The following is a 17417-nucleotide window of genomic DNA, read 5'->3' on the forward strand; positions in this document are numbered from 1 at the left end:
CATGCGGCGACCGTGTGTCGACCGCGCAGACAACCCTGCTCCCGGCGCTGGACAGCTTTGAAGACAACATCGCCCAAACATTCGAATCCCCCTCGCTACGCCGTCCCCAAAAGCGGCGTCGATGCCTAATGACAAAACAGCCTTGACTAAGGCAATGCGATTAGACAACCGCTGCACACTTTTGCGCGACATGCTTTAAACCGCGCGTTCGGCAGAAGGTGCTATTGCTCGGAAAGCTTCATCTCAGGATCGTAATCCTTGCCTTCGACAGTCTTGACGACCGCCTGGCCGCATTGCATCGCGCCGGTTGCGGCATTGAAGGCATAGGTCGGCGACCCCTCCAGCGACCAGCCCTTGTTGAGGGCGGCGGTGACCTTGTGGCAGAAGGAAGCGTCGTCGGGACCGGTCAGGAAGCGGTAGAGTTTCATCAGGCGGGCTTTCTTGCGGAAATCAGGCGCACTTTATGAACCAGAGCTTCGGCCTGGACAAGATGCAGCCGCTCGACCATCCGCCCATTCGCATTGATGACGTTGAGGCCTTGGGCAGCCGGATCGGCAAAGGCTGATATGATTTCTTCGGCTTCCGCGATCTCCTCCGCGCTCGGCCCGAAATGCCGGTTGGCGGCTTCAATCTGCGAGGGGTGGATCAGCATCTTGCCGGCAAAACCCATGGCGCGGCCCTGTCCGCATTCGGCATCGAAGCCTTCGCCATCGCGGAAATCGTTGAAGACGCTGTCGAGTGCATCGAGCCCGTAGGCCTTGACCGCCAGGATGACCTGCATCAGCCAGGGCACGAGATAGATCCGCCCCGGCTGCGGCAGGACGCCCGTTTCCTTGCGCAGGTCGTTGAGGCCGACGACGAGGCAATCGAGCCGCGCTCCCGGCGTGCGGCCGGCTTCGGCGATCGCCCCGACATTCAGCACGCCGCGCGGCGTCTCGATCATCGCCCAGATACGCAATTCCTCCGGAGCGTCCGCTTCCGCCAGTAGATCGCCAATCGCCCTGACATCCTGCGGCTCGTCCACTTTCGGCAGCAGAACGGCATCGGGCGAAACGTCCTTGACCAGATCGAGATCCGCCGGCCCGAATTCGGATGACAAAGAATTGATGCGGATGATCCTTTCCTTGCCCTCGAGCAGCGGCCCGGCAAAAAAACGTCTCAGATTTTCCCGCGCTTCTTCCTTCTTTTCGGGCGCGACGGAATCCTCCAGATCGAAAATAACGGCATCGCAATCAAGGGAATGGCTCTTTTCGAGCGCCCGCGCGTTGATGGCGGGCACGCTCAACACCGAGCGGCGTAGACGCAGGGAACGGAGAGGTATGGTTCGGCTCATCAGCAATTAGTGCCAAGCTTCGCAAAATCCGGCAAGACAACAAAAAGCCATGCTTGCCTTGCAGAGAAGAAAAAGAAGGACCACATTCCTTTCCGAAGAAAGGTCTAAAACCAATGCAGAACATTCGCTCCATCTTCATCATGCTTGCCGGCGCCACCTTTTTCGTGGCCATGCTGCTTCTCACCTTTTCGGTGACGCTCGCCGTCGGCGGTATTCTGACCGTGCTCATGGTCGGCCGCGCGCTTTCGATGAAGATGAAGCCCGCCCCGGTGCGTGCCAAGGCAAACAACGGTAAGCCGGAGATGCGCATCTGGAACGACGGCCGCGGCACGATCATCGATCTCTAAGCCGCTTAAAAAACTGACCGACACTGTCGGATCATGCTTCCATGATACGTCTTTGAAGCAGCCAGGCATTCAGCCGGCGCTCAAAAACGATGGAGGATGAGCATGGATACGGAAAACAATCCGGTCAAAATGCCGCCGGTCAAGAATGGCCTGCTGCCCTATCTGACGGTCGACGGCGCGGTAAAAGCCGCGGAATTCTACAAGAAAGCCTTCGGCGCCGAAGAAGCGCATAGGGTGCCGGTCGACGAGAGCGGCCGCACCATGCATGTGCACCTCTATATCAACGGCAGCTCCCTCATGCTCGCGGATGCCTATCCCGAATACGGCCATCCCTTCAAAGGCCATGAAGGCTTCGCCATCCAGCTTGTCATCGACGATATCGATTTCTGGTGGGAGCGGGCCGTGGCTGCCGGCGCCGAAGTCGTCATGCCTATCGAGCTGATGTTCTGGGGCGACCGCTACGGCCAGCTTCGTGATCCCTTCGGCGTCCTCTGGGGCCTCAACGCACCCACCAAGTAATGGACACAAGCGATGGGCGGGCCGCGCGAAACGTCGCGTGGCCGCCATTTTAGAAAGATTCTCCTTCATTTCAGCGAAAAACTGGACTAGATGCACATTCAGGAAAGTACGTTTTGCTGAAATGGAGCATGGGTCATGGATAAATTCGTGAAGCTCACGGGCGTTGCAGCGCCTCTGCCGGTCGTCAACATCGACACCGACATGATCATTCCGAAGGACTATCTGAAGACCATCAAGCGCACCGGTCTCGGCAAGGGCCTTTTCGCCGAAGCCCGTTACAACGAAGACGGCTCCGAAAATGCCGATTTCGTGCTGAACAAAGCCGCCTACCGCGATGCCAAGATCCTGGTCGCCGGCGACAATTTCGGCTGCGGCTCCTCGCGTGAGCATGCTCCGTGGGCGCTGCTCGATTTCGGCATCCGCTGCGTGATCTCCACCAGCTTCGCCGACATTTTCTACAACAACTGCTTCAAGAACGGCATCCTGCCGATCAAGGTCAGCCAGGAAGATCTCGATAAGCTGATGGACGACGCCTCGCGCGGCTCCAACGCTATTCTGACGGTCGACCTCGAAAACCTCGAAATCACCGGTCCCGATGGCGGCTCGATCAAGTTCGATCTCGACGAGTTCAAGCGCCACTGCCTGCTGAACGGCCTCGACGATATCGGCCTGACCATGGAAAAGGGCAAGGCGATCGACGAGTTCGAGAAGAAGAACGCCGCTTCGCATCCCTGGGCCGCCTGAGCCACCCAATGGATTATCGATCAAGCCGGGCTTTCGCCCGGCTTTTTCTTTACAGCGCCCTTCCGGATCAGAGAAACTTCTCTTTCCAAAGCCTCAGCTTTTCGAGCGACACGCCGATGCCGCCGCAGACTTCGATCAGCGGATTGTCGAAGCGCTGAAGCAGGCCGGCATGCACATCGGCAACGGCAAGGGCCGCACCGCAGGCCGGCTCGACCAGGATGCGATGCGCATCGGCAAATTTCAGGCAGGCGGCCACGGCATCGGCGTCACTGACGACAACGCTTTCGATCGGATACCGTGTCGGCAGGTCGAAGACATGCTGGGCCACCTGCCGCGCGCCGAGCGAATTGGCAATCGAGGTGATGGCGGGAAGGGTGACGCGCTCATTCGCCCGGAGACTGGCATTCAGCGAAGCCGCCCCCTCGGTTTCGACGGCGATGACGGGCACATCGGTAAGCCCGTTCCGTTTCAGCCCCTCGACGATACCGGCAAGCAATCCGCCGCCGCCGACGCTGGTGACGACGCAATCGAATGCCGCACCCTTCGCCACCACCTCGTCGATCAACGTGGCATGGCCGTCCCACAGAAGCGGATGATCGAAGGGGTGCACATAACTCGCCTTGCGGCTCCTCGCGAGTTCGACCGCATGGGCATTGGCTTCATCGAAAACCGATCCATGGACCAGGACATTCGCGCCCGTTGCGGCGATCGTCTGCCGGACATCGGCCGCCGTCGTCTCCGGCACGACGATCGTGACCGGCACACCCAGCGCGCGGCCGGCATAAGCCGCGGCAATGCCGGCATTGCCGCCGGAAGCGCAGAAGATCTCGCGCGCGCCATGTTCCACTTCGTACTGACAAAGCCGGCCGACGCCGCGCAGCTTGAAGCTGCCGGAAGGCTGCAGCGCATCGAGCTTCAGCCAGAGCGGCTTGCCGCTGGCGCTGTAGCCGGGGGATGTCCGAAGCAAAGGCGTGTCGAGATGGAGAGGCGCTGAGGACATGATAAAGATCCGGAAAATAAAGCTACAACAGCAGTTCTATTCCCTTTGCGGGTGCGGGAGCAACCATCGCGACCGGGAATGAAGCGTACCGATTCACCGCTTCTCTCGCTTGAAATGCCCAATTGCGGGGTCTAAGAAACCGCAACTTGTTTTTCCCAGGAGGGTTTCATGACAGCGCGCAATCTTTTCCTGCTGCCGGGTGACGGCATCGGTCCCGAGGCCATGGGCGAGGTCCGCAAGATCATCGCCTATATGAACGAGACGATGGATGCCGGTTTCGTCACTGACGAGGGCCTTGTCGGCGGTTCTGCCTACGATGCCCATGGCGCGGCGATCTCGGAAGGCGATATGCAGAAGGCGCTTGCCGCCGATGCCGTTCTCTTCGGCGCCGTCGGCGGCCCGAAATGGGATAGCGTGCCTTACGACGTGCGCCCGGAAGCCGGCCTGCTGCGCCTGCGCAAGGATCTGCAGCTTTTCGCGAACCTGCGCCCGGCCATCTGCTATCCGGCGCTTGCCTCAGCCTCCTCGCTGAAGCCGGAACTGGTCGAAGGTCTCGACATCCTGATCATCCGCGAGCTGACGGGCGGCGTCTATTTCGGCGAACCGAAGGAGATCATCGACCTCGGCAACGGCCAGAAGCGCGGCATCGATACGCAGGTCTACGATACCTACGAGATCGAGCGCATCGCCGGCGTCGCCTTCGAAATGGCCCGGACGCGCCAGAACCGCGTCTGCTCCATGGAAAAGCGCAACGTCATGAAGTCGGGCGTGCTCTGGAACCAGGTGGTCACCGAAACGCACAAGGCGAAATATTCCGACGTACAACTGGAACATATGCTGGCCGATGCCGGCGGCATGCAGCTGGTGCGCCAGCCCAAGCAGTTCGACGTCATCGTCACCGACAACCTGTTCGGCGACATGCTCTCCGACGTCGCCGCCATGCTGACCGGCTCGCTCGGCATGCTGCCCTCGGCCTCGCTCGGTGCGCCCGACGGCAAGACCGGCAAGCGCAAGGCGCTCTATGAGCCCGTCCATGGCTCGGCCCCCGACATCGCCGGCAAGGGCATCGCCAACCCGATCGCCATGATCGCCTCCTTCGCGATGTGCCTACGCTACTCCTTCAATCTGGTGAAGGAAGCCGACGACCTGGAAAAGGCGATCGCCAACGTGCTCGACAAGGGCATCCGCACCGGCGATATCATGACCGATGGCTGCAAGCAGGTCGGCACCGTCGAGATGGGCGATGCGATCCTCGCCGAGTTCAAGGCGCTTTCCGCCTGATATATTTCACGTGAAACAGCATCCGGCCCTTCGCATCACGCATGCGGAGGGCTTTTTCGTGAAAGGCCGAGACGCCTGAACGGGATCGGCCGAATTCTCAGAAACGGACTATTCTCAGCCACAATCTCGTGTATTTTTGCGCCGAATTCTAACCCGGCAAATTCGAACGGACGACGGAATGCGGGCATTTTGGGCTTCCCTGGACAGGCGCTGGCGCCGGAGCGGTGTCGGCATGCCACCTTTGCGCTGGCAGGCCTGCCTCTTCATCACGCTCAATGCCGTCATCCTTTCCATGCTGCTCTTCGATGCGCCGATCGGCGCCAGCGAGCCTTCCGCGCCGGTGAAGCAGCTCGGCGAAATGCTGACCGGTTTCGGCGATTCCGCCTGGCTGATCTACACCAGTATCCTGCTCTTCTTTCAGGGCAGGGCAGGCTACAGACTGTTGAAGACGGCGCGCTCCAAGGCGCAGGCGCTCTATGTCAGCTGGATCGGCGCTTACCTCTTCACCACGGTGGTCTTCTCCGGGCTTCTCGCCAATCTGCTGAAGCGGGCGATCGGCAGGGCGCGCCCCGACCACTTCCACGATTACGGCATCTTTTCCTTCACACCCTTTTCGGGCCACGCCGCTTTCGAAAGCTTTCCGTCCGGCCATTCCACCACGGTCGGCGCTTTCTTCGCCGCCTTTGCGCTTCTCTTCCCGCGCTACCGCGTTGCCTTCATCGCCTCTGCCATCTGGCTCGGCATGACGCGTGTCATGGTCGGCGCCCACTATCCGAGCGATGTCATCGCCGGCCTTGCCTTCGGCGCCTGGTTCTCGCTGCTGACGGCGATCGTCTATGCCCGCTGCGGCCTGCTCTTCAAACTGGCGCCGGACGGCTGGCCGCTCGCCAAGCGCCTGTTTCCGGACATGGAAAAGCCCGGCGCCTTGTGAGCGCCGGGCCTTTTTCTCAAGCTTCTCACGTTCGACCGTGTAATCAATCCATTGCGTGGATATCTCTGTTCTTCGTTTCCGGCAGGAAGATCAGGCCGATCACCAGCGTGATCGCTGCAAAGACGATCGGATACCAGAGACCGTAATAGATATCGCCCGCGGCGGCGCTCATTGCGAAGGCCGTTGCCGGCAGCAGGCCGCCGAACCAGCCGTTGCCGATGTGATAGGGCAGCGACATGCCGGTATAGCGGATGCGGGTCGGGAAGAGCTCGACCAGAAGGGCGGCGATCGGACCGTAGACCATCGTCACATAGAGGACGAGGACGAACAGGATGGCGATCGTGCCGACCCAGTTGACGCGGGCGGGATCGGCGACCATGGCGAAGCTGCCGCCATTGGCGATGTTGTAGACAGCCATGTCGGTGACGCCATTGGCCTCATCCGCCGTCAGCAGTTTGCCTTCGACCAGCTTGGCGGCCGGCACGGTTTCCTTCTCGCCGGCACGCACGGATTCGGCATTGAGCGCCAGTTCCGGATTGGCGGCGATGAAGGCATCGAGCTTGGAATCCGGCACCTTGGCGGCGCCGCGCTTCAGCGGATAGCCGGCATCATGGAGAGCGATGTTGACGCCCTTTTCGAAGGCGGCGGTCATGCCCTTCGCCTTGTCGCCGGCGGCAACGGCGTCGAAGCTCGCAATCGTCTCATTGCCGACCTTCACCGTTGCCGGCTGTCCGGCCAGACCGGGCACGACATCGTAAGGCACCGAGTTCTTCGTCAGGAACGCCGTCGCCACGTCGCAGGAGCTGGTGAACTTGGACGTGCCCGTCGGGTTGAACTGGAATTTGCAATCCGAGGGATCGGCCGTAACCGTCGCGCGGATCGAGGCCTGTGCTTCGGCAAGCGCCGGGTTTGCCGTCCAGGTCATCGCCTTGAACAGCGGATTATAGGTCACCGCCGCGATGAGAAGACCCGCCATGATGATCGGCTTGCGGCCGATCTTGTCGGAAAGACCACCGAAGATGACGAAGAACGGCGTGCCGAGGAAGAGTGCGATGGCGACCATCACATTGGCCGAGAAAAGATCGACCTTCAGCACGTTCTGCAGGAAGAACAGCGCATAGAACTGACCGCCGTACCAGACGACTGCCTGGCCCATGGTGGCGCCGAGAAGCGCGATGAGCGCGATCTTGGCGTTCTTCCATTGCCCGAAAGCTTCGGTCAGCGGCGCCTTGGAGCCCTTGCCTTCAGCCTTCATGCGCTGGAACGCAGGCGATTCGTTCATCTTCAGGCGAATCCAGACGGAAATTCCGAGCAGGACGACCGAGACCAGGAACGGAATACGCCAGCCCCAGGCGGCGAATTGAACCGGACCCATCAGCGACTGCACCAGGATGATGACGATCAGCGACAGGAACAGGCCGAGCGTCGCCGTCGTCTGGATCCAGGAGGTGAAATAGCCGCGGCGCCCGTTCGGCGCATGTTCGGCGACATAGGTTGCCGCACCGCCATATTCACCGCCGAGCGCAAGGCCCTGGAGCAGGCGAAGACCGATCAGGACGATCGGTGCCGCGATGCCGATGGTGGCCGCCCCCGGCAGGATACCGACGAGGAAGGTCGAGAAACCCATGATCAGGATCGTGATCAGGAAGGTGTATTTGCGGCCGACGAGATCGCCGAGACGGCCGAACACCAAGGCGCCGAAGGGACGCACCAGGAAGCCGGCGGCGAAGGCGAGCAGCGTGAAGATGTTGCGCGTTGCCTCAGGATATTGGGTGAAGTAGGTCGCACCGATATAGGTGGCGAGCGAACCGTAAAGATAGAAATCGTACCATTCGAAAACGGTGCCGAGCGAAGAAGCGAAGATGACCTTCTTCTCCTCGCCCGTCATCGGACCGGCCTTCGCGCCGTCCATGCTTGCGACATTTGCCATTGTCTGTCCTCCACAGAATGATGAGCAACGCGCGCGACCTACTCTCCTCAAAGCAAATCCCCGGCCGCGACACGCCTGACGGGAGTGTGCCAGAAAACATGGCCCGCAAAGAGAGAGGCTTTGGGATTATGACTTTAGTCTAATGACGATTCGCTTGGTTATCCAAGGCATAGCTCCCGCGGCTACGCTCTCAGCGCCTGGGCCGGCGATTGCCGATAGGCCAGCACGGCCGGCAGCGCGGCGAGAATCGCGGCAAAGCCAAGCAGCACCCCTGCAAGCCCGAGATCTTCACGAGCAAAGCCGACAGGCATGGCGATGCCGCTCGTCTGCGAGAACAGGCCCGACAAGGTCAGCGCTGCGGAAAACCCGATTGCGAATCCGACCCCGACGCCGACCACCACCAGCAGGAAGAATTCCAGCCAGACGATACCGAAGATCGCCCCGCGCGGGGCACCGAAGGCCCTCAGCGCCCCGATCTGGCGGCGGCGCTGGCCGATATGAATGACCGTGACCAGGACAAGCGAGGCCGCGACGAGAGCCTGCGAGCCGGAAGCGACCGCAACGAGGATCTGCTTGGCGTCGCCGAGCGTGGCGTAGAGATTGGTCAGCACCTCGCCGGGAAAGACGGCGACGGTATTGCCGCTGCGATAGTCCTGCCTCAGCTTATAGGCGTCGGCGATCGTCTTCGGCTTGACCAGGATGGCCGGAAGGCCGGGCGCATCCGCGCTCCAAACCTCGTTGAGCGCGGCATCGGGGTCGATTTCGCCGTGATGCTCATGCGCATCGTGATCGGCGCCCGCCGGCTCATGATCGTGCCCGGCCTCCTCGGCGCCTTCCGCATGCTCCTCTCCCAGGCCATGGATATGCCAGACGGCCTGAATCGGAACGAGGATGGCCCGGTCCCAGGCGGTGCCCGTCGGCCGCAGACGGCCCGCGACATGATAGACGAGTTCGGTATGGGTCTCGCCACCTTCTTCCGCCGAACCATGCATCGGCTTGATCTCGCCGCCGAGCGAAAGCTTCACGGCAGAGCCGATCACCGCCTCTCCCTCGCGCGCGAAAACCTTGCCCTCGGCCAAGCCGCCGGAAAGCTTGTCGGCCAGCACCACCGTCGTACCGATGATCGGATAGCCGGAGAAGGAATCGCCGAAGCCGATCGGAGCGGCCCAATCGACGCGTGGATCGGCGGCAAGCCTGGCCAGAACCTCGCCCGGCATCAGCGGCAAAGGCGACGGCTGCAGGAACACGGAGGACAGCACGAGCTGCGTTTCGCTGCCGCCGGCGCCGATGACGAGATCGAACTTGTCGGCGGCACGCGCACTGCCGAGACGAAGCGCCCGCTCCTGCAGCACGACGGAAACGCCGAGCGCGGTCGCAAGCGCCACCAGCAGCACGACAACGAGCGACCCCGCCCAGAGGCGGCGAAGATCGGTGAGGATGAAGCGGATCATGCAGCCTCCCCTGCCGCTACAGCGGAATCTCCGCTGATCCGGCCGGAGCCGAAGGTGATGCGCCGGTCGAGGCGGCTAGTCAGGCGCTGGTCGTGCGACACCACGATCAGCGTGCTGCCTTCGGCAATGGCGAGATCGAGGATGAGATCTCCGACGGCTTCGCCGCTTTCGGCATCGAGGCTCGCGGTCGGCTCGTCGGCAATGATGACGCCGGGCTTGCGCAGCAGTGCGCGGGCGATCGCCACGCGCTGCATCTCGCCGCGCGACATGGTCTCGATCTTCTGGCCGGAGCGGGAAAGGCCGACCGTGCTCAAGAGCGCATGCGCCCGCTCAACGATATCGGCCGTGGCAGCGCCGGCAAGACGCGCGGGCAGAAGGACGTTTTCCACCGCCGACAGGCCGGGGAAGAGATGGAACTCCTGCATGACCAGGCCGATATTGGCAGCGCGGAACCGATCGCGCCGGCTTTCGGAAAAACCGGCAATATCCTCGCCATTCCAGCGGATGCGGCCCTGCCGTGTCCGCTCCAGCCCGGTGACGATATTGACGAAGGTGCTCTTGCCGGAGCCGGACGCACCTGTGATGGCAACCCTGCTGCCGGCCTCGATCGACAGGCGGCCGATCGCCAGCGCCGGTGAAGACAGGCCTGGAAAGGTGACGGTCAGATTTTCGATATCGAGAGCCAGCATATCGGTTCAGGCCGCGAAATATTCGGCCTGGCGGATGCGCAGCAGGCTGACGAAGCCGGTTTCCGGATCGGTCCAAGAACCATATTCGAGCGTGCCGCGCACTTCGATCGTCTGGCGCGGCTGCACGAACGTCTGCTTTTCCGATAGGTAAACGACAACGATATTGTCAGGCCAGTCAGCATCCGAAGAACAGAAGGGGCAGAGCGACATCGGCACTTCGGTCAGCACGAAAAATTGGGCCTCGGCCTTCAGCGGCGGCGCCATGAAGCCCTTCATGCTGATGTCCTGGCCGGCAAGACGCTTCACCTTGTCGGAAAATTCGAGGCCGAGCACGCCGAACTTGCCGTAGAGCTCGTTGAAAGAAAGCGATGGGTCGGCGGCGCGAACAGCAGACACCGTAAAGGGGAGCGCAATGGCGGCGCCAATCAACCGGCGGCGGCTGAGATGCAGCGAAGAGAATATATCCATGGCGATCTCCAGGAAACAAATCCCGGCCGTTGAACGGCCGGGATCATGATCGATGAAAGAGACAAGGCCGGCAAGCGGCCTTGCGGGATCTTCAATCAGTTCGTCTGCTTGGCGCCGAGGGCGAAAGTGTCGGCGAGGACGTGGTAGACGTCGCTCTGTTCCATGTAGCCGTGGAAGCCTTCGGCACCGGGACCGGCCGACTGCAGGACGACGTCGTCGACGGCGTGAACGCCGCTTTCGCTGCTCTTCGGAAGATTGCCCTGGACGAAGACGGCGCCTGGAACATCCTTATACTGCTCGTTGGCGACATATTCCTTCTTCTCGTTCTGGACGGCCGGAACGAACGGGCCGTCGAGCTTCGGACGGAAGGTCTCGTAGTGATCGGGGCCGTTATTGGCGCTCAGGAACAGGCGGCGGCTGACGTCGATTTTGTCCGGATAGCCGTCGCCGTTTTCGTCCTTGTAGTTCGGGAAGCCGGCCTCGGCATAGGTCCCGACCTTTTCGCGCATTTCCGTGCCGGGCTTCTCGTCATCGACCGTGCCGATGATGGAAACGCCGTGCGTATGGTCGCCGGTGACGACGATCAGCGTATCGGGATGAGCCTTCTGGAATTCGCGGGCGACGCCGATAGCCTTGTCGAATTCGATGGTATCGACGACGGCGCGATCCCAGTCCAGCGGATGGGACATCTTGTCGATCGAGGAACCTTCGACCATCAGGAAGAAACCTTCCGGATTCTTGGAAAGGCGATCGAGCGCGACCTTGGTCATCTCGACGAGACCCGGCTGGTTCGGGAACTTGTCGACCGTGCCCTTCTTCAGGAATTCCCGGTCGAGCGTCACGTCCATGTTGCCGGTGTGGAAGAGGCCGAGGAGATTGCCTTCAGCCGATGCATTGGCTGCAAGCTCGTTCTTGTCGGTCGCAAGCTTGTAGCCGGCGTCCTGGAACAGCTTAATGTAATCCTGGTTGTCCTTGCGCTTGGAACCGGCGACCTCCTTGCCCAGGAAATAGGCCGAACCGCCGCCGAGGAGGACTTCCGGCTTGACGTCGAGCAGCATGCCGACGACATCGGCCTTGTCGTTGCGGTTGCGGGTATGGGAAACGACGGCAGCCGGCGTAGCATCCTCGACTTCAGCCGTCGCAACGATGCCGATCGACTTCTTGGTCATGCGGCGAACGGCTTCCGCGATGGTTTCGACTCGCGGGTCATCGAGCGAGGACGGCGTGCGGTCGGCATAAACGCCGAGCGCGTTGACGGCCGTCTTGTGGCCCGTCATGTAGGCCGACATGGTGTTGGCCGAATCCGTGGCGACGGCATTCGTCGAAGACGTGCCGATGAAGGCCATATGGTCGAGATCGTCCATATTAAGGCGGCCATTCGCCTTGCCCTCGGTCATGCCCTTGGACATGATGCGGGCGGCGGTGCGATGCGCGACGGAAAGGCCGTCGCCGAGCAGAAAGATGATGTTCTTGGCCTTCGGCTGGGCCGCGGTTTCGTAAACGTTCCAGGTGACGGACTTGGTTTCGTCGCCGGCGGCGACCTCGACCTTGTAGGCGCCGGGAGCGGAAATCTTCAGGCCGCGCAGCAGGAGAGCGGAGCCGAGAGCCTTGTCTTCCTTGCCCTTTTCCAGCTCGACGAACTGCGCCTCGCTTCCGAGAACGGTCTTGTAATCCTGGCCGTTGACGGTGATCTTCACGTCCTCAGGCTTGACCTGCTTGTTGAGCTCGACCTTGAAATCGAACGGCGAACCGACGAGAATCGTCGCGCGGTCAAGCGGATAGACCGTCGTCGCCTGAGCGGCGCCTGCGAGGATGGTGGTGGCCGCAAAGGCGGCGAGAAGCGTACGCATGGAAAACCCCCGTTTTCGGTGCAGAGAATTGACAACCTGGCCGGGATACCCGCCGGGGATGACAATGGCATGACAAAAGGTCGCAGGATCGGCACCGCCCCTCCTGGCCGCAGGCGCCCTCAGCAAAAACCTTGACTCCTGTGGAAAACCTTCTAAGAGCAACAGCGGAAAAGGAAATCTCCATGGTTCGCGACGAACACGCCATTGCTGAATGCAATGACCGGGCACGGGTTGCCGGGGTGGATATTGCCGTTCCGGTTTCTGCCAAAACCAAGGCCAAAACGACGACGAAAACCGTCTGACGTCTCTGGCCTGCCGCTCTCTCCCCGGCTCGGCTGGGGACAGGAAGACGCGATTATTCGCGCCTTTCCCCTCACCGGACAGAGGAGAGAAGAGAAAGAGAGCTTGAGAAATGGGTTTCAAAGTAGCAGTTGCGGGAGCGACCGGAAATGTCGGCCGGGAGATGCTCAACATCCTCTCCGAACGAGGCTTCCCCGCCGATGAGGTCGTGGCGCTCGCCTCCGCCCGTTCGCAGGGCACCGAAGTTTCCTACGGGGACCGGACGCTGAAGGTTTCCAACCTGGAGAATTACGATTTCTCCGATACCGACATCTGCCTGATGTCGGCCGGCGGCGAGGTCTCCAAGAAGTTTTCGCCGAAGATCGGCCAGCAGGGCTGCGTCGTCATCGACAATTCCTCGGCCTGGCGTTACGACGCCGACGTGCCGCTGATCGTGCCGGAAGTAAACCCCGACGCGATCACGCAGTTCACCAAGCGCAACATCATCGCCAATCCGAATTGCTCGACCGCCCAGTTGGTGGTGGCACTGAAGCCGCTGCACGACTTCGCCAAGATCAAGCGCGTCGTCGTCTCGACCTACCAGTCGGTCTCCGGCGCCGGCAAGGACGGCATGGACGAGCTCTTCAACCAGACGCGCGCCGTCTTCGTTGCCGATCCGATCGAGAACAAGAAGTTCACCAAGCGCATCGCCTTCAACGTCATTCCGCACATCGATAGCTTCATGGAAGACGGCTACACCAAGGAAGAGTGGAAGGTGCTGGCCGAAACGAAGAAGATGCTCGACCCGAAGATCAAGGTGACCTGCACGGCCGTGCGCGTCCCCGTCTTCATCGGCCATTCGGAATCGGTCAACATCGAGTTCGAAAACGAGATCACCGCTGACCAGGCCCGCGACATCCTGCGCGACGCGCCCGGCTGCCTCGTCATCGACAAGCGCGAAAACGGCGGCTACATCACGCCGTATGAATCCGCCGGCGAGGACGCGACCTACATCTCGCGTATCCGCGAGGACGCGACTGTTGAAAACGGTCTCAACATGTGGGTGGTCTCAGACAACTTGCGCAAGGGCGCGGCGCTGAACGCGATCCAGATCGCCGAACTGCTCGTCAATCGCGGCCTCGTCAAGCCGCGCAAGCAGGCCGCCTGATACCATTTGTAAACCATAACCTGCTAAAGCCCTGCTCGATGAGCGGGGCTTTTCGGGCAGACACAGCCATGTAAGCGCTCGCTGAAAGGTGATCGTGACAAAATCGCTGGTGGCTGGCATTCTCTGTCCGGCCAAAAGCTATGCAGATCGAGAGCGGGGTTCTCAATGCGCATGACAAAATTCTTTCTGGCGGCCGCCACGGCAATGGGCGTCCTCCATTCGGTACCGGCGTTCGCGCAAGGCGCACAATGCGGCAATACCAGCGCCGGCTTCGACGCCTGGGTTAGCGACTTCAAGCAAACGGCGGCGGCCAACGGCGTCAGCCAGTCGGTCCTCAGCCGCGCCTTTGCCAATGTCAGCTACAACAAGCCGACGATCGCCGCCGACCGCGGCCAGAAAAGCTTCAAACTGTCCTTCGACGCGTTCATGAAGAAGCGCGGAGGGGCTGCCGTCATCTCCCGCGGCCGCAGCATGAAGGCCGCCAACCAGGCGCTTTTTGCCTCGATCGAGCGCCGTTTCGGCGTTCCGGCCGGCCCGCTGATCGCGATCTGGGGCATGGAGACCGGTTTTGGCAGCTATATGGGCAATCAGCATACGCTGTCGGCCGTTTCGACCCTTGCTTACGACTGCCGCCGTTCGGAATATTTCACCGACCAGCTCTATGCCGCCCTTCAGCTCGTCTCCGAGGGTTATCTGAGCCCGCAGGCCAAGGGCGCGGCTCATGGTGAGATCGGCCAGACGCAGTTTCTGCCGCGCAATGTCGTCCGCTTCGGCGCCGACGGCGACGGCGACGGCCGCGTCGACATGGTCGGCTCCCGCGCCGATGCGCTGGCCTCGACAGCGAACTTCCTCAAGGGCCATGGCTGGCGCCCCGGCGCCGGCTATCAGCCGGGAGAACCGAATTTCGCCGCCATCCAGGGCTGGAACGCAGCCAGTGTCTACCAGCAGGCGATCGCCTATATCGGCGAGCAGATCGACGCCGGCAGATAAGCTTTCATCGGTAACGATACCGGAAACGCCGCTGCAATGCGGCGTTTTTCATATGCGGGAATCAAAGCCGCCGGACGCCGCCTTGCGCCGCTCTTCCGGCGCCGGCACGGTCGGTCCCGAAACGACGCAGTTGCGGCCGGAAGCCTTGGCGGCGTAGAGCGCCAGATCGGCGCGTTTGACCAGATCCTCGAAGTTCCTGTTGAAGGCCTCATTTGCCCGGCCGACGCACCCGAAACTTGCCGTGACCTTGAGGAGTTCGCCGCTCGCCAGCGGGATTTCCGCCGCCTCGATCGCCAGCCGCACGCGCTCGGCAACCTTTGCAGCGTCATCAGGCGTCGAATCCGGCAGCAGCGCCAGGAATTCCTCGCCGCCATGGCGCACCAGCAGATCAAAGGAACGGAAATTCTCCCGCGCCACACGCGCGACATGCCGCAATACGGCATCGCCTGCGTCATGGCCGTTGATATCGTTGATCTTCTTGAAATGATCGAGATCGAAGAGCACGACCGAGATCCAGCGCGATCCGTGTTCGGCCTGGGTGAGAAGCGCCGATGCGGCAACCTCGAAACCGCGCCTGTTATAGAGTCCGGTCAGAAGGTCGGTCTGGGCAGCGTTGCGCAACTCTCCGACCAGCGTCTCGCGGTCACGCGTCAGCCGGTCGATCAGCCGCAGGCCCCGTGCTGCCAATAGCATCACCAGCGTGGCGAGAATGAGCAGGCCCGCACAGAGCGACAGGATCAGCGTCAGGTGAATGTGGGCGCGCGTCGAAAGGCCCTCACCGGTGTCGTGGATATCATTGGCGGCATCGACGAGCTTCTGCTGCAGGAAGGCCATGCGCTCGTTCTGCGCGGCAGCCCAGATGTCGCGCACTGCGTTCGTCGGCCGCGATCCGGCGAGGATGGAATCGGTGATCGCGTTCGCTTTCACCTGACTGCTGCGGCCGAGATAGGCGACGATGTCGCGCACGGTTGAGTCCGAGGAATGAAAGACCATATGGTCCATCCCTTCGTTGAGCATGACCTTGCCCTGCACGAACAGTTCCACCGGAAAGCGGGCGGAGGAGCCCTGGTCGAGATAACGGGTGCCGACGATGGTGATCAGCCTTTCGCCGTAATAGGTCAGCAGAATGCCCATCAGCTGATTGGATTTCTGCAGCAGTACCGGATCGCTGATCAGCGGCGAAAGCGCATCGACGACGGCAAGCTGCTTCTGGGCCGCATACCAATAGATATAGCCGGGGTCGCTGCGGGCATAACGGCCCTGGTCGACGGCGCTTCGTGCGGCCACGATGCGGCTGTAAGCAAGGTTGAGAGCCGATAATTCATCCACGAGCCCCTCATCCAGCACATCGCGGGAGGGCAGGCTGGCATAGAAGGCGCGACGTTCTTGATCGAGCATCGCCCGGCTCCGCTGCATTTCGGCGGCAGCCGGCTCGCTGGGCTGGGCGATGTAGCGGCGGGTGGCGCTGATTTCAGTCAGAATCTCGGTGGCGGCGATGGACCCGCCGCGGGCAAGCACATCGGCAAATTGCCGGTCCTTCTCAAGATCCCTGTATTCCTTGACCGAAGAACGTAAGAGGATGACGCCTTCAATGACCATGAAGACGAAAGGCAGCATGATTGCGGCCAGGATAACCTTTTTGATGGTTTCGAACTTCATCGCCAATCGCCACGGTGATCCAAATGTCGGTCGTGCGCGACCAATCAAGGACCAGCTTATCAATAATTCTTAAAGAACTGATAAAGCGGCACGTCCCTAGATTTCAGGACGAATGAAGTCACGCGTTTCGGCGTCCATGACCCAGAGTTCACCGGTGGAGATATCGAACCAGGCGCCGTGAAGATGCATCTTTCCCGCTTCCTCGAGCGCCTTGATATCGGGGAAGGTTCTGAGATTGTCGATCGAATTGCGGATGGAGACGCGCTCCAGCGCCGTCTGGCGCTCCGCAGCCGTCATGACGTCGTTGCTCTGGATCTGCTCGGCGGCGGGTTTGACCAGCGACATCCAGCGGCCGATGAAATCACCGGGCGACAGCGGCTCGGCATTCGGATCGAGAGCCGCGCGGATACCGCCGCAGCGCCCATGACCCATCACGACGATATCAGACACCTTCAGCGCCTGAACGGCAAATTCGAGCGCGGCCGACGTCGAATGGAAATGGCCGTCCGGCTCGTAGGGCGGCACCATGTTGGCGACGTTGCGGATGACGAAGAGTTCGCCCGGGCCGGCATCGAAGATCAGCTCCGGCGCCGCTCGCGAGTCCGAACAGGCAATGACCAAGGTGCTCGGACTCTGGCCGTTTTCAGCAAGCTGCCGATACCTGTCGCGGGCGTCGGCATAACGCCCGTTCATGAAGTTGCGGTAGCCGTCCAGAAGAGGTGTTGGAAAACGCTGCATGCCTTCTGGATTAGCGCGCGCCGAAGACAAGATCAACTGC

Annotated in this window: 17 protein-coding genes and 1 pseudogene; 8 read left to right on the forward strand and 10 right to left on the reverse strand. The window is 61.4% G+C overall.

The window, feature by feature from the left end; all coding sequences use genetic code 11:
• Nucleotides 1-221 precede the first annotated feature (221 nt).
• Together ATY78_RS18860 and ATY78_RS18865 are read right to left on the reverse strand one after the other, a co-directional pair.
• Nucleotides 222-428, reverse strand: coding sequence for a DUF1737 domain-containing protein (locus tag ATY78_RS18860; protein ID WP_009996762.1), 207 nt, complete (start codon nucleotides 426-428; stop codon nucleotides 222-224).
• Complete coding sequence (locus ATY78_RS18865) at nucleotides 428-1333, reverse strand: CoA ester lyase (protein WP_088683841.1); 906 nt, start codon at nucleotides 1331-1333, stop codon at nucleotides 428-430. Before ATY78_RS18865 ends, ATY78_RS18860 begins: the two co-directional genes overlap by 1 nt.
• A gap of 113 nt (nucleotides 1334-1446) precedes the next feature.
• On the opposite strand from ATY78_RS18865, the gene ATY78_RS18870 reads away from it, so the two are divergent.
• The 3 genes from ATY78_RS18870 to leuD all read left to right on the forward strand — a co-directional run bounded on the left by ATY78_RS18870 (nucleotide 1447) and on the right by leuD (nucleotide 2943).
• Nucleotides 1447-1680 carry a hypothetical protein gene (locus tag ATY78_RS18870; protein WP_064696422.1) on the forward strand — a complete coding sequence of 78 codons (234 nt, stop codon included), beginning with the start codon at nucleotides 1447-1449 and terminating at the stop codon, nucleotides 1678-1680.
• A gap of 96 nt (nucleotides 1681-1776) precedes the next feature.
• On the forward strand, nucleotides 1777-2199 hold the full coding sequence (locus ATY78_RS18875) for a VOC family protein (RefSeq protein WP_088683842.1): 423 nt from the start codon (nucleotides 1777-1779) through the stop codon (nucleotides 2197-2199).
• Nucleotides 2200-2334: 135 nt separating this feature from the next.
• Nucleotides 2335-2943: a 3-isopropylmalate dehydratase small subunit gene (leuD, locus tag ATY78_RS18880; protein ID WP_088683843.1), complete on the forward strand. Its 609-nt coding sequence runs from the start codon at nucleotides 2335-2337 to the stop codon at nucleotides 2941-2943.
• 67 nt (nucleotides 2944-3010) lie between these two features.
• Here the strand turns inward: leuD and ATY78_RS18885 are convergent, their stop codons facing one another.
• Nucleotides 3011-3943, reverse strand: coding sequence for a pyridoxal-phosphate dependent enzyme (locus tag ATY78_RS18885; protein WP_088683844.1), 933 nt, complete (start codon nucleotides 3941-3943; stop codon nucleotides 3011-3013).
• Nucleotides 3944-4111: 168 nt separating this feature from the next.
• On the opposite strand from ATY78_RS18885, the gene leuB reads away from it, so the two are divergent.
• Nucleotides 4112-5224 carry a 3-isopropylmalate dehydrogenase gene (leuB, locus tag ATY78_RS18890; protein ID WP_088683845.1) on the forward strand — a complete coding sequence of 371 codons (1113 nt, stop codon included), beginning with the start codon at nucleotides 4112-4114 and terminating at the stop codon, nucleotides 5222-5224.
• 178 nt (nucleotides 5225-5402) lie between these two features.
• Nucleotides 5403-6155, forward strand: coding sequence for a lipid A 1-phosphatase LpxE (lpxE, locus tag ATY78_RS18895; RefSeq protein WP_190237491.1), 753 nt, complete (start codon nucleotides 5403-5405; stop codon nucleotides 6153-6155).
• Between the two features lie 43 nt (nucleotides 6156-6198).
• On the opposite strand, the gene ATY78_RS18900 is transcribed toward lpxE, so the two are convergent.
• The 5 genes from ATY78_RS18900 to ATY78_RS18920 form a co-directional block, all read right to left on the reverse strand.
• Entirely contained in the window at nucleotides 6199-8085 is a 1887-nt protein-coding gene (locus ATY78_RS18900) for an MFS transporter (RefSeq protein ID WP_088683847.1), read from the reverse strand.
• 182 nt (nucleotides 8086-8267) lie between these two features.
• Entirely contained in the window at nucleotides 8268-9536 is a 1269-nt protein-coding gene (locus ATY78_RS18905; RefSeq protein ID WP_088683848.1) for an ABC transporter permease, read from the reverse strand.
• A complete protein-coding gene (locus tag ATY78_RS18910; protein ID WP_088683849.1) occupies nucleotides 9533-10225 on the reverse strand; it encodes an ABC transporter ATP-binding protein in 693 nt (230 codons plus the stop codon). Before ATY78_RS18910 ends, ATY78_RS18905 begins: the two co-directional genes overlap by 4 nt.
• Nucleotides 10226-10231: 6 nt before the next feature.
• A complete protein-coding gene (locus ATY78_RS18915; RefSeq protein ID WP_088683850.1) occupies nucleotides 10232-10693 on the reverse strand; it encodes a hypothetical protein in 462 nt (153 codons plus the stop codon).
• Between the two features lie 95 nt (nucleotides 10694-10788).
• On the reverse strand, nucleotides 10789-12543 hold the full coding sequence (locus ATY78_RS18920) for an alkaline phosphatase (protein WP_088683851.1): 1755 nt from the start codon (nucleotides 12541-12543) through the stop codon (nucleotides 10789-10791).
• Between the two features lie 103 nt (nucleotides 12544-12646).
• Here ATY78_RS18920 and ATY78_RS29055 point away from each other — a divergent pair.
• The 3 genes and pseudogenes from ATY78_RS29055 (at nucleotide 12647) to ATY78_RS18930 (ending at nucleotide 14980) form a co-directional block, all read left to right on the forward strand.
• Nucleotides 12647-12845: pseudogene (locus ATY78_RS29055) on the forward strand (hypothetical protein).
• Nucleotides 12846-12955: 110 nt separating this feature from the next.
• Entirely contained in the window at nucleotides 12956-13990 is a 1035-nt protein-coding gene (locus ATY78_RS18925; RefSeq protein ID WP_008528643.1) for an aspartate-semialdehyde dehydrogenase, read from the forward strand.
• Between the two features lie 165 nt (nucleotides 13991-14155).
• Nucleotides 14156-14980, forward strand: a complete 825-nt coding sequence (locus tag ATY78_RS18930) for a lytic murein transglycosylase (RefSeq protein WP_088683852.1) — start codon at nucleotides 14156-14158, stop codon at nucleotides 14978-14980.
• A gap of 48 nt (nucleotides 14981-15028) precedes the next feature.
• Here the strand turns inward: ATY78_RS18930 and ATY78_RS18935 are convergent, their stop codons facing one another.
• Nucleotides 15029-16639, reverse strand: coding sequence for a GGDEF domain-containing protein (locus ATY78_RS18935; RefSeq protein ID WP_088683853.1), 1611 nt, complete (start codon nucleotides 16637-16639; stop codon nucleotides 15029-15031).
• Nucleotides 16640-16735: 96 nt separating this feature from the next.
• A complete protein-coding gene (locus ATY78_RS18940; RefSeq protein ID WP_088683854.1) occupies nucleotides 16736-17377 on the reverse strand; it encodes a carbonic anhydrase in 642 nt (213 codons plus the stop codon).
• Nucleotides 17378-17417: the final 40 nt, after the last annotated feature.

Origin of the sequence: Rhizobium sp. R635, from assembly GCF_002211285.1 — a bacterium.
Classification (GTDB): domain Bacteria; phylum Pseudomonadota; class Alphaproteobacteria; order Rhizobiales; family Rhizobiaceae; genus Rhizobium.